An 11,948-nucleotide genomic window follows, 5' to 3' on the forward strand; every position below is an offset into this window, starting at 1 on the left:
CTAGGCGTAGTGGACTATCCACTCCGCCACGACCTCGCCCACTCGGGCGGGGTCCTTCTTGAGGTCGTGTCCCTCCCCCGGCAGCACCACCAGGCGTGCCGCGTCAGCGGCGTCCGGCACGCCGAACGGATCCCGGTCCCCGTTGACCACCAGCACGTCCACTCCGGCGCCGCGTAGCTCGTCGGCCCTGGAGCGTTCCGGCTTCCCGGGCGGGTGCAGCGGAAAGGCCAGCGCCACCACGGCCGCCGCGCCGACCGCCCCGGCCGTACGGCAGGCGACCCGCGCCCCGTTGCTCCGCCCTCCCTGCACCAGCGGCAGCCCCGGCCAGAGCGTACGCACCTCCTTGAGGACGATCTCCCACGCCTCGTCCTGTTTGACCGCCGACCCCGGCGCCCGCGCCCCCGCCACCCTGAACGCCTGCGTCACCCTGGCCACGACGGCCCCGGACTCGAGCGCGGCGTCCCGTACGGCGAGCAGGTCGGGAGCGTCCACTCCCCCGGCCGAACCGTGGGTGAGCACCAGCAGCAGCCGCGGGTCCGCCACCTCGTCCACCTGGACGAGCGCGGGCCCTCGCGGGGTCATGACCTCCATGCCAGCACCGTACCTGGGGAGGATCGCGCCCTAGCCCTCAGGTTGGATGACGGCGTGGCGCCGGCGATGGATGATTGCTGTCATGCCAGATAAGCGCCCCATCCGGGATGATCTCCAGGCGACCCTGGACGCCCGCCGGGACCTCGGTCCCGAGTACGAAGCCGCGCTCGTCGAGTCGTTCGTGGAGCGGCTCGACGCCACGATCTCCGCCCGCGTACGTTCCGAGCTGGACCACCACGGCGCCACGCCGCACCGGCAGAAGAGCCCTCCGGGCGCGGCGATGATCCCGATCGCGCTGGGCTCGATGGGCATCGGCATCCCCTTGACGGCCATCGCGGCCGGCAACGCGGGGCTGGTGGGGCTGACGATCACGTGGATCGCGATCGTGGTCATCAACGTGGCCTCGGCCGCGGCCATCATGCGCCGCAACTGACCCCGGCGGAAGCACGGCGGAAACCCGGCGGAGGCCTACGGGAGCGCCCCCGCCCTCTCCCCTGCCCGGACGCCTCTCTCCGGTCGGGCGCGCCGAACGGGCTCGGCAGTCGGGCGTGCGTCAGGCGGGCACAGCCGGCCAGCGCGTCAGGCGTCGCGGTGGTAGCGGAGGCGGACCTCGGCGGCGAGGGTCTCGTCCTCGTGCTCCAGCCCGTACGACCACACCCGTCCCGCGTCGTCGGCGCGCCCCCGCAGCGGCAGCGTCCGGGCCAGGAGCTCGATGGCCAGGGCGCCGGTCTGCGGGTCCGCCCCGTACTCGACGGTCTCCGCGAACTCCGCGCAGGCCAGCTCCAGATGCGTGATCCCGAGCTGGACCCGCAGCCCCGGCACCTCCTCGGCCGGTGCGTATTCCAGCGCGTCCAGGAGCACGTCGGCCGCCGCCCCCGGCTCCCCGTGCTCCAGCAGCAGGTCGGCCAGCTCCTGGGCCGCCCGCGCGCCGACGCCCGGGTCGCCGCCCTCCATGGCGGCCCGCAGCTCCTTCTCGACCTCGTCCAGGTCGCCGACGGCCGTCGCGAGCCGGGCCAGCGCGAGGTGGGCAAGCGGCACATATGCGGCCGTTCCGACCCCCAGGACGGCCTGCCAGGCGGCCCTGGCCTGCTCGGCACGGCCCTCCCGTTCGAACCCCTGGGCCAGGTGACAGGCGGCCTGGGCGGCGTACTCGGGGTGCCCGGTGGCCAGCGCGGTCCTGGCGGCGGCCCTGGCGGCCTCCACGTCGCCGCGCTCCTCCAGCACCACGGCGAGCCCCACCGCGGCCTGGGCCCGGTCCGGGCCGTGGGGGTCGGCGGCCAGCTCGGCGAGGATGGCGGCGGCGCCGTCGAGATCACCGCGTTCGGCCAGGCGGCGGGCGGCGTCGAGGGGCGGGGTCTCCAGCTCTGAGGACGTCAAGAGAGCTCCTTCTGGCGACGGTCGCACCGAGCCTAACCATTTCTGTCGATCATGTCTGCTCAGTTGACGCGGAAGGACTGACCGGCTTCGGACCCCTGCGCAGCAGCAGGCGTACGGTCCTGATCATGACCAGCCCGAACGCGAGCTGGAACACCGCCTGGCCCACCACCAGCGGCCCTTCGGCCAGCACGACCGACACTCCGGAGGCCACCCCGGCGGCCACCTGTAAGCCGACCAGCGCCGCCCCGGTGGACGCCCACGACACCATGCGCACCGCCAGCACCAGCTCGTGCAGGAACAACGCCGCCCCGAACGACCTGTGAACCCAATGCACGCCGCTCCCGAGGGTGTAAGGCGTGAGCAGGATCCCGACCAGCAGCACCGCGAACGAGTCCCCGGCCGCCGCCACGAACCGCGGCGCGGGGAGGGCGGGCGCGGCGGCCCGCAGCGCTCTCCGGGTGTAGAGGGCCGCGCCGAGGAACCCGACGGCGTACGGGACGACCGTGCGCCAGTGGACGCCGAAGTCGCTCATCCCGCAGTTGAAGGAGAGGCATCCAGGCATGATCACCAGGCAGACGGCCAGCCCGGATAACAGGCATACCTGCCCTTTGGCCAGGTCGCCCACCACGCCGTCGCCCATCACCGGCCTCCCAGCCGATGATCCCACGCCAACCCGGCCCCCGCGATGCCCCCCACGGGGTGACGGACGCCCGCCAGGGGAGCCCGTGATCGGCGCGGGCGCGGTGGTGAAGCCGCGCCCGCGGTGAGCTCCTAGTCCTCGTACGCGAAGCGACGAGGACCCACGCCCAAGGCTCCTAGTCCTCGTAAGCCTCCAGCGGCGGGCAGGAGCAGACCAGGTTCCGGTCCCCGTAGGCCTGGTCGATCCGGCGCACCGGCACCCAGTACTTCCCGTCCCGCACCGACGGCAGCGGATAGGCGGCCTCGCCGCGCGTGTACGGGTGGGTCCACTCGTCGGCGCTGACCGACTCGGCCGTGTGGGGCGCGTTCCGCAGCGGGTTGTCCGCCGGGTCGTAGGCCCCCGACGCCACCTTGTCGATCTCGCCGCGGATCGCGATCAGCGCGTCCACGAACCGGTCGAGCTCCCCGAGGTCCTCGCTCTCGGTCGGCTCGATCATCAGCGTCCCCGCCACGGGGAACGACATGGTCGGCGCGTGGAAGCCGTAGTCGATGAGCCGCTTGGCCACATCGTCCACGGTGACGCCGGTCTCCTTGGTGATCTGCCGCAGGTCGACGATGCACTCGTGGGCCACCAGCCCGCCGCGCCCCGTGTAGAGCACGGGGTAGTGCGGGGCGAGCCGCCTGGCCAGGTAGTTGGCCGACAGGATGGCCTGCTCGGTGGCCGCCGTGAGGCCCTCGGAGCCCATCATCCTGATGTACGCCCACGAGATCGGCAGGATCCCGGCCGAGCCGTACGGGGCCGCCGAGACGGGGCCCACCGGCGTGCCGTCGTGCAGCGGGTGGCCGGGCAGGAAGGCCGCCAGGTGGCCGCGGACCGCGACGGGGCCGACACCCGGCCCGCCGCCGCCGTGCGGGATGCAGAACGTCTTGTGCAGGTTGAGGTGGGACACGTCGGCCCCGAACTCGCCCGGCTTGGCCAGCCCGACCAGCGCGTTGAGGTTGGCCCCGTCCACGTAGACCTGGCCGCCGGCCTCGTGCACCTTGGCGCACACCTCGGTGATCGTCTCCTCGTACACGCCGTGCGTCGAGGGGTACGTCACCATGATCGCGGCCAGCGCGTCACGGTGCTTGTCGATCTTGGCGTCGAGGTCGGCCAGGTCCACGTTGCCGTCGGAGTCGCAGGCCACGACCACGACCCGCATGCCCGCCATGATCGCGCTGGCGGCGTTGGTGCCGTGGGCGGAGGACGGGATGAGGCAGACGTCGCGCTCGCCGTGGCCGTTGGCGCGGTGGTAGGCGCGGATGGCCAGCAGTCCGGCGAACTCGCCCTGCGAGCCGGCGTTCGGCTGGATGGAGACGCGGTCGTAGCCGGTCACCTCGGCCAGCCAGCCCTCCAGCGTGCCGATCAGCTCGCGGTAGCCCTCGGCCTGGTCGTCCGGCGCGTACGGGTGGATCGCGGCGAACTCGGGCCAGGTGATCGGCTCCATCTCGGTGGTCGCGTTCAGCTTCATCGTGCAGGAGCCGAGCGGGATCATGGAGCGGTCGAGCGCGATGTCCTTGTCCTGCAGCTTGCGCAGGTAGCGCAGCAGGGCGGTCTCGGAGCGGTGGCTGTGGAAGACCGGGTGGGTGAGGTAGCCGGACTCGCGCGCCAGCGAGGCGGGCAGCGCGTCCGCGTCCAGGGCCACGTCGGCCCGCTCGACGCCGAAGGCGGCCCACACCTTGGCGACCTCGGCGGCGCCGGTCTTCTCGTCGCAGGAGATCGACACGTGGTCGTCGTCGACGCGCCAGAGGTTCACGCCCTGCTCGACGGCGGCGGCGACCACCTCGGCGGCCCGGCCGGGCACGCGTACGAGCACGGTGTCGAAGAACTCGCGGTGCACGACCTCCAGGCCCGCCTGGCGCAGCCCGCCGGCCAGGGCCACGGCGTGCCGGTGCGCCCGGTGGGCGATCCGGCGCAGCCCCTCGGGGCCGTGGTAGACGGCGTACATGCTCGCGATGACGGCGAGCAGGACCTGCGCGGTGCAGATGTTGCTGGTGGCCTTCTCGCGGCGGATGTGCTGCTCGCGGGTCTGCAGGGCCAGCCGGTACGCGGGGTCGCCGTCGGCGTCCACCGACACGCCCACCAGGCGGCCGGGAAGCTGGCGCTGCAGGCCCTCGCGTACGGACATGTAGGCCGCGTGCGGCCCGCCGAACCCGAACGGCACCCCGAACCGCTGCGAGGAGCCGATCGCGATGTCGGCGCCCAGCTCGCCGGGCGCGGCCACGAGGGTGAGGGCCAGCAGGTCGGCGGCGGCCACGACGAGCGCGCCCGCCTCGTGCGCGGCGGCGGCCACGGCGCGGAAGTCGCGCAGCCGCCCGGACGCGCCCGGGTACTGGACGAGCACGCCGAAACACTCGGGCAGCCCGCCCTCGAGGGAGTGCTCCACCAGCGTGATGCCCAGGGGCTCGGCCCTGGTGGCGAGCACGGCCTTGGTCTGCGGCAGCGCGTCGGCGTCCACCACGAACACGCTGCTCTTGGACTTGCCCGAGCGGCGGGCCAGGGTCATCGCCTCGGCGGCGGCCGTGGCCTCGTCGAGGAGGGAGGCGCCCGCGACGGGCAGGCCCGTCAGGTCGGAGACGACGGTCTGGAAGTTCAGCAGCGCCTCGAGGCGGCCCTGCGAGATCTCCGGCTGGTACGGGGTGTAGGCGGTGTACCAGCCCGGGTTCTCCAGCAGGTTGCGCCGGATGACGGCGGGGGTGATCGTGTCGTGGTAGCCCAGGCCGATCATGGAGGTGAGCACGCGGTTGCGCCCGGCCAGGGCGCGCAGCTCGGCGATGGCCTCGGCCTCGCCGACGGCGGCGGGCAGCTGGAGCCGGTCCTTGGCCCTGATGGCCTCGGGGACGGCCACGGCCACCAGATCCGCCACGGACTCGAAGCCCACGGCCTCGAGCATGCGCTGCTGCTCGGTCGCGGATGGGCCGATGTGCCTGGACGAAAACGGCGGAGCTGACAGGTCGGTCATGGACAGTGCCTCCCGAGGCTATGGAGACCGGCGCCGTGGCGCGGGCGAATGCCGGGTCTCCCCCTCTGTCAGCGCGGCGACGCCGCGACCTGAGAGCTTCACCCCGCGAACGGGGCTTGCACCGTCGGTGAGGCACGCCTGGCGGGCGCGCCTGCTTTCCAGAGTTGCCTCACCCGAGCGGTACAGGGTGCCTGAGAGATTCCGGGGAGGGTTGCTCCTTCGGCGCCCTGAGACCGGCGGGTCCCAGGGACTCTCCCGCACGGGGTCGTCAGCCTTGCTGTCCTAGATTACAACCCTCCGCGTTACGCATGAATTTCCCCGTCGATGCGTTATGTGCGGATTGCCCGGTGGGCCGCGTCCGGCGGCCCACGGCAGAAGGGGGTGTGCTAGCTGAGGCGCCGCGCGCGGCGACGGCGGGCGAGCTCGTCAGCGGGGTGGTCGGCCGGGACGCTGTCCTCGACCGCCGCTCGTTCCCCCGGCAGCTCCGCGAGGGAGCCCTCGACCTCTCGCCAGACCCGGCCGAGCGCGATGCCGAACACGCCCTGACCGCCTTGGAGCAGGTCTATCACCTCGTCGGCCGAGGTGCACTCGTAGACGCTGACGCCGTCGCTCATGAGCGTGATCTGCGCGAGATCGGCGACCCCGCGGTCACGCAGATGCTGGACGGCCGTACGGATCTGCTGCAACGACACCCCGGTGTCGAGGAGCCGCTTGACGACCTTGAGCACCAGGATGTCCCGGAAGCTGTAGAGCCGCTGGGAGCCCGAGCCCTGCGCGGCTCTTATCGTGGGCTCCACGAGGCCCGTGCGCGCCCAGTAGTCGAGCTGCCTGTAGGTGATGCCGGCCGCCGCGCAGGCCGTCGGCCCGCGGTATCCGATGTCCGCCGGCAGCGACGCCGGCTGTTCGTCGAAGAGCAGGCCCTGCTCTCCGGCACGCTGCCGCGCGCTCTCGCGCCGAACCGGATCTTCCTGGCCGGCCGTCTTTCCCTCGCCGCTGCTGACCGCCACGCGGACCTCCGGCTTTCTCTCATCCCGCGGCCTGATCTGGGGGTTCGTAAAGGGCGACCACGGGTTTCACTTGCACCGTAGGACCGTGACCATGCTCAGTCAACGATCCGGCTCGGCGCGTCGTGAAGCGTAAATGCACCGAAATACCTACCCCGCCCTGCCGAAGTCTTCGGGAGTGATCGTGTCAAGGAACTCTCTGAACTTCTCCACCTCGTCTTCCTGGTCGTCCGGGATGATCACCCCGGCCTCCTGGACGACCTCCTCGCTGGCGAAGATGCGCGCTCCGGTGCGCAGGGCGAGCGCGATCGAGTCGGACGGCCGCGCGCTCACCTCCACGCCGTTGGAGAAGACCAGGTCGGCGAAGAAGATGCCGTCGCGCAAGGCGACGATGTTGACCGCTCGCAGGCCGACGCCCAGAGCGCTCAGCACGTCTCGGAAGAGGTCGTGGGTGAGCGGACGCGGCGGTGGCTCCTCCGCTTGGGCCAGCGCGATGGCCGTCGCCTCGGTCATGCCAATCCATATAGGAAGGAACCGCTCCCCGTGTGCCTCCTTGAGCAAGACGATCGGCTGATTTGTGGGCATTTCGACTCGAACGCCCACGACCTCCATCTGCAACACGGGCTGCTCCGTATTCCTGACCGGTCACCCGGCACAGCTATTTGCGGGTCGCTACTGCTGACTGGCTACTGCAATTCAACGTAACACCCGGCGGGCATGGAATGCGCCTCCGCCTCCCAGCTCGCCAGGGTCTCAACGCCCCAGTACGGACCGGATCCCCGACCGCACAAGGGATGCGTGCAGGTCGAGCAGGAGTGTGGAAAGCTCCCTGGCGACCTCGTCGGCCTCCCCGATGGCGCCGGGGGCCCGCCGTTTGAGTATGGGCGCGACCGCCTGCTCGACGAGCCCGCACTCGCGCTCGGCCGCGGCCTTGACCGCCCGCAGGTGGCGGGCGCGCAGGCCGAAGCGGGCCAGCGCGCCGATGCTGCGGGCCACGTTGAGCGCCTCTTCGTCGTAGCGCCTGGCCACCGGGGCGAGCAGCCCGTAGTCCTCGAGCTCGGTGAGCGTCTCGTCGTCGATCTCCGCCGCCTCGAGCAGCTCGGCCCGGCTGAGCCGGACCTCCGTCTTCTCCTGGACGGCGCGCGGACGGCCGAAGCTCTCGGCCATCCTGTCCTTGATCACCCGCAGCGGCAGGTAATGGTCGCGCTGCTCGCGCAGGATGAAGCGCAGCTGCTCCACGTGCAGGTGAGTGAACTTGCGGTAGCCGGACGGGCTGCGCTCCGGCTCGATCAGCCCCTCACCCTCCAGGAAGCGGATCTTGGAGATCGTCACATCGGGGAACTCGCCCTGCAGGAGCGCGAGCACCTCCCCGATGCTCATGTGAGAGCGTGCCGCCTGGGAGGTCATGTGACCTCCCGGGACGGCGCGTCCACGAGTCGCTCGCTCGGCTCGATCATGCGCCGGCGTGGGTCCGCATCAGGAAGACGAGGCGGAACTTGCCGATCTGCACCTCGTCTCCGGAGTGCAGGGGAACCTCCTCGATGCGCTCCCTGTTGACGTAGGTGCCGTTGAGGCTGCCCACGTCGCGCACGGAGAACTGACCGCCGGGGTGGCGGTAGAACTCGACGTGGCGGCGGGAGACCGTGATGTCGTCGAGGAAGATGTCGCTCTCCGGGTGGCGCCCGGTCGTGGTGAGGTTCTTGTCCAGCCGGAAACGGCTCCCCTGGTTGGGGCCCCTGGTCACCGTGAGCAGCGCCGTGCCGGGCGGCAGCTGCTCGACCAGAGCCCGCTCCGCCAGGAGCATGTCGCCTGCCTCAGCCTCGTATGCCTCGATTCCCGCGATGGAGATCGTCGACGTGGTGTCCCCGGAGACCTCGGGTCTGGTCAGCGGTGACCCACAGCGGGAACAGAAACGGGCATCCTCGGGGTTGGCGTGCCCGCACTGCGTGCAGTAGACGCTCGGCATCGATCGGCTCGGCCTCCTACCGCGAAGACGCGGCGACGGTGCTCAAAGACGCGCCTCGCTTCGCTTTTTCAAGTTTGCGAATGCCGCAAGATACGCTGATCAGCGGCAAAGGTCAAGGCGGGGCACTGGACTGTGGTTTGGACGCAGACAAAGTTACCGCCGCTTCCGCCCCTTGGTCCATGCCGCCGCGCGTTTCTACATTACGATCTTGCGGCACTGTCTGGGCACGTCAACCCTAATGGCTTTTTTCCTCACCCTCCGCGACGATTGTTCACATGGCGGCCTGCTCCACGATGCGGGCCCACCGTTCGAGCAGGGCCTGGGCGCCGTCCATGTCGCCCGCCTCGGCCCACAGATCGGTCACGGGCTCGGTGGCCGCGGGCAGCACGAGCACCCAGCTCCCGTCGTCGTGGGCCACCCGCACGCCGTCGGTGGTGTCGATGCGCCGGCCCTCGTGCTCGGCCTCCGCCGCCTCGATGACCGAGCGCATGACGGCCCCCTTGGCCGCCCACGGCGTGGGGATCGTGCGCTTGAGCATCTTGACCTCGGGGATCCTGGCGTCGATCTGGCTGAGCGACAGGCGGGTGCGGGCCACCAGCCCGAGCAGGCGCATGAACGAGGCCAGCCCGTCGATGGCCGGGCTGAACTCCGGCACCACGAAGCCGCCGCGCCCGTCCGCCGCGAAGATCATGTCGGGGCCGGCGGCGGCCGAGGTGAGGGCGTCGAGCGCGGTGGAGGTCCACTGCACCTGTACGCCGTGGAAGCGGCAGACCTGCTCGGCGACCCTGGTCGTGGTGACCGGCAGGGCCACCTGGCCACCCCTGCGCTCGGCGGCGACGAGGTCGAGGACGACGAGCAGGGAGCGTTCGTCGTTGATGAGCTGGCCCATCTCGTCCACGAGGGCTATGCGCTCGCCGACCGGGTCGAACCGGACCCCGAACGCCGCCCGCGACGAGCTGACCAGCTCCGACAGGCGCTGCAGGTCGCGGCGGCGCTCGGCGAGCGTCTCGGTGGGCGAGACGTCGTCGAGGCGGGCGTTGACGGTGAGCACCTCGACCCCGACGCGGCCGAGGAGCGTGGGCAGCACCAGCGAGGAGGTGCCCCCCGCGCAGTCCACGACGACCTTCATGTCCCTGACGTCGCCCACGTCCACGTGCCGCAGGAGCTCGTGGGTGTAGTCCTCGACGGCCCTGGCCGGATACGTGAGCTCGGCGATCTCCCCCGGGAACGCGCGCCGGAACTCCTGCCGGGAGAAGACCCGCTCCAGCTTGCGCTGCGCGGCCGGGGGCAGGTCCGCGCCGCGGCCGTCCATGATCACGATGTCCACGCTCTGCGGATCGCCCGGGGTGGTGCGCAGGGTGATGCCGCCCGCGGCCGACTCGCGGGCCGTGTGGAAGCGCGTGACCGGCAGCGGGGCGGCCTCCAGGTCTAGGACGTTGATCGCGCCCGCGGTGAGCGCGCCGATGACGGCCCGCTTGAGCGCCCTGGCGGCCAGGGAGCAGTCGCGGGAGGTGACGACGTACTCGCCCTTCTTGAGGGTGGTGGCGTACGCGCTGGCCAGCCGGACGCACAGCTCGGCGGTGATCTCGACGTTGACCAGGCCGCTGACGCCCCTCGGGCCGAACAGGTTGCGCTGGCCGCGCGACTCCCAGATGACGCTGGTGTTGACGACCGCGCCGGCCTCGATGGTCTTGAACGGGTAGACCTTGACGCCGCTGGAGACGTACGCCTCGGGCTCGATGACGCACTCGTCGCCGATGACGGCGTTCTCCTCGATGCGGGCGCCGGCCATGATGTCGGTGCTCTTGCCGATGACGCAGCCGCGCAGGTGGGCGCCGGGGCCGAGGTAGACGTTGTCGTGGACGACCGCGCGGTGCAGGAAGGCGCCCTCGCGGACGACGGCGTTGTTGCCGAGCACGGTGTACTCGCGCAGCTCGGCGCCCGCCTCGACCTTGGCGTAGTCGCCGATGAGCAGCGGGCCCTTGAGCACGGCGTCGGGGTCGACCGAGGCCGAGTCGGCGACCCAGACGCCCGGCGAGAGCTCGAAACCGCCGATCTCCAGGTTGACCCGGCCGGACAGGGCGTCGGCCTGGGCCTTGAGGTAGCTGTCGTGGGTACCGACGTCCTCCCAGTAGCCGTCGGCCACGTAGCCGTAGATGGCGGCGCCGCTGTCGAGGAGGGCGGGGAAGACGTCGGAGGACCAGTCGACGGGCTCGCCCGCGGCGACGGTGGCGAGGACCTCGGGCTCCATGATGTAGATGCCGGTGTTGACGGTGTCGGAGAAGACCTGGCCCCAGGTGGGCTTCTCGAGAAAGCGCTGAACGCGTCCCCCGTCGTCCACGATGATGATCCCGAATTCGAGGGGGTTCGGGACGCGCTTGAGGCCGATTGTCACAAGTGCCGAATTTTCACGATGAAACCGGATCATGTCGGTTAAATCGATATCTGTCAGGGCGTCGCCGGAGATCACGAGGAAACGGTCGTCGCGGAGCCGGTCCTCGGCGTTCTTGACGCTGCCCGCCGTCCCGAGGGGCACGTCCTCGGTGGCGTACTGGAGGCTCATGCCGAGCTCGTCGCCGTCGCCGAAGTAGTTGCGGACGAGCGCCGCCAGGAACTGGAGCGTGACCACCGTCTCGGTGATGCCGTGGCGCTTCAGCAGGCGCAGCACGTGCTCCATGATCGGGCGGTTGACCACGGGCAGCAGGGGCTTGGGCTGGTTGGCGGTCATGGGACGCAGCCGAGTTCCCTCTCCGCCTGCCATGACGACCGCCTTCACCCGATCACTCCTTTTTGGCCGAGGTTACGAGTTGCAGCACCTGTACCACATACAACACGCCTGCCCACCAGTACAGGCCCGTTCCCCAAAGCGCGAACGCCCACCCGACAATTCGTGCTATATCGGCATACCACCCCGTATGGGAGGCAAGGAAGAGGAGAGGGAAGGCGTACATGAGGTTGAACATGGCAGCCTTGCCCAGGTAATGCACCTGAAGTGCCTTGTAGCCATGTTTGCGAAGTACGGGGATGAAACAGGCGACGAAGAGTTCACGCCCCAGGATGACCACGACCAGCCACCACGGGATCACGTCGCGTAGCAGCAGGCCGATGATGGTGGCGAAGACGTAGAGCTTGTCGGCGGCGGGGTCGATGATCCGGCCGAGCCTGCTGGTCTGGTTGAAGGCGCGCGCGATCTTTCCGTCGAGCCAGTCCGTGAAACCGGCCACCGCGAGGATCGCGATGGCCCATCCGTCCGCCTTGGGCCCGAGAACCAGCCAGAGGAAGACGGGGACGCCGAGGAGTCGCAGGAAGCTCAGCAGGTTGGGAACCGTCCAGATACGGTCCTCGGCGGAAGTTTCGCTCACGAGCAGA

General features: G+C 70.6%; 11 protein-coding genes and 1 riboswitch. Of the genes, 1 reads left to right on the top strand and 10 read right to left on the bottom strand.

What is annotated here, in order from left to right:
• On the bottom strand, nucleotides 1–591 hold the full coding sequence (locus ACWEPL_RS27250; RefSeq protein ID WP_363968720.1) for an alpha/beta hydrolase family protein: 591 nt from the start codon (nucleotides 589–591) through the stop codon (nucleotides 1–3).
• A gap of 82 nt (nucleotides 592–673) precedes the next feature.
• Here ACWEPL_RS27250 and ACWEPL_RS27255 point away from each other — a divergent pair, with 82 nt between their 5' ends.
• The gene (locus ACWEPL_RS27255; RefSeq protein ID WP_363968722.1) at nucleotides 674–1,024 is read left to right on the top strand and encodes a hypothetical protein; all 351 of its coding nucleotides are present in this window, start codon (nucleotides 674–676) and stop codon (nucleotides 1,022–1,024) included.
• A 146-nt stretch (nucleotides 1,025–1,170) separates the two neighbouring features.
• Here ACWEPL_RS27255 and ACWEPL_RS27260 read toward each other — a convergent pair whose 3' ends face one another.
• From ACWEPL_RS27260 to ACWEPL_RS27300, 9 genes are all read right to left on the bottom strand, one after another.
• On the bottom strand, nucleotides 1,171–1,968 hold the full coding sequence (locus ACWEPL_RS27260) for a hypothetical protein (protein WP_452437827.1): 798 nt from the start codon (nucleotides 1,966–1,968) through the stop codon (nucleotides 1,171–1,173).
• 49 nt (nucleotides 1,969–2,017) lie between these two features.
• Nucleotides 2,018–2,608 carry a hypothetical protein gene (locus ACWEPL_RS27265; RefSeq protein WP_452437828.1) on the bottom strand — a complete coding sequence of 197 codons (591 nt, stop codon included), beginning with the start codon at nucleotides 2,606–2,608 and terminating at the stop codon, nucleotides 2,018–2,020.
• A 175-nt stretch (nucleotides 2,609–2,783) separates the two neighbouring features.
• Nucleotides 2,784–5,609, bottom strand: coding sequence for an aminomethyl-transferring glycine dehydrogenase (gene gcvP, locus ACWEPL_RS27270; RefSeq protein WP_452437829.1), 2,826 nt, complete (start codon nucleotides 5,607–5,609; stop codon nucleotides 2,784–2,786).
• Nucleotides 5,610–5,777: 168 nt separating this feature from the next.
• Nucleotides 5,778–5,877, bottom strand: a riboswitch (glycine riboswitch).
• A gap of 118 nt (nucleotides 5,878–5,995) precedes the next feature.
• Entirely contained in the window at nucleotides 5,996–6,616 is a 621-nt protein-coding gene (locus tag ACWEPL_RS27275; RefSeq protein WP_350734655.1) for a MerR family transcriptional regulator, read from the bottom strand.
• Between the two features lie 147 nt (nucleotides 6,617–6,763).
• Nucleotides 6,764–7,234 (bottom strand): bifunctional nuclease family protein, encoded by a 471-nt coding sequence (locus tag ACWEPL_RS27280; RefSeq protein WP_090771501.1) that lies wholly within the window; start codon nucleotides 7,232–7,234, stop codon nucleotides 6,764–6,766.
• 132 nt (nucleotides 7,235–7,366) lie between these two features.
• The gene (gene ftsR, locus ACWEPL_RS27285; RefSeq protein ID WP_363968731.1) at nucleotides 7,367–8,020 is read right to left on the bottom strand and encodes a transcriptional regulator FtsR; all 654 of its coding nucleotides are present in this window, start codon (nucleotides 8,018–8,020) and stop codon (nucleotides 7,367–7,369) included.
• 46 nt (nucleotides 8,021–8,066) lie between these two features.
• Nucleotides 8,067–8,579, bottom strand: a complete 513-nt coding sequence (locus ACWEPL_RS27290) for an FHA domain-containing protein (protein ID WP_185074355.1) — start codon at nucleotides 8,577–8,579, stop codon at nucleotides 8,067–8,069.
• A 271-nt stretch (nucleotides 8,580–8,850) separates the two neighbouring features.
• A complete protein-coding gene (locus ACWEPL_RS27295) occupies nucleotides 8,851–11,355 on the bottom strand; it encodes a mannose-1-phosphate guanyltransferase (RefSeq protein ID WP_350734658.1) in 2,505 nt (834 codons plus the stop codon).
• A 4-nt stretch (nucleotides 11,356–11,359) separates the two neighbouring features.
• Complete coding sequence (locus ACWEPL_RS27300; RefSeq protein ID WP_319717518.1) at nucleotides 11,360–11,941, bottom strand: CDP-alcohol phosphatidyltransferase family protein; 582 nt, start codon at nucleotides 11,939–11,941, stop codon at nucleotides 11,360–11,362.
• Nucleotides 11,942–11,948 lie beyond the last annotated feature (7 nt).

Source organism: Nonomuraea sp. NPDC004186 (genome assembly GCF_053603495.1).

What these genes read in the sequence shown, in the direction of transcription:
- ACWEPL_RS27250 (WP_363968720.1), bottom strand. Translation starts at nt 591, where the DNA reads ATGGAGGTCATGACCCCGCGAGGGCCCGCGCTCGTCCAGGTGGACGAG.
- ACWEPL_RS27255 (WP_363968722.1), top strand. Translation starts at nt 674, where the DNA reads ATGCCAGATAAGCGCCCCATCCGGGATGATCTCCAGGCGACCCTGGAC.
- ACWEPL_RS27265 (WP_452437828.1), bottom strand. Translation starts at nt 2,608, where the DNA reads ATGGGCGACGGCGTGGTGGGCGACCTGGCCAAAGGGCAGGTATGCCTG.
- gcvP (WP_452437829.1), bottom strand. Translation starts at nt 5,609, where the DNA reads ATGACCGACCTGTCAGCTCCGCCGTTTTCGTCCAGGCACATCGGCCCA.
- ftsR (WP_363968731.1), bottom strand. Translation starts at nt 8,020, where the DNA reads ATGACCTCCCAGGCGGCACGCTCTCACATGAGCATCGGGGAGGTGCTC.
- ACWEPL_RS27290 (WP_185074355.1), bottom strand. Translation starts at nt 8,579, where the DNA reads ATGCCGAGCGTCTACTGCACGCAGTGCGGGCACGCCAACCCCGAGGAT.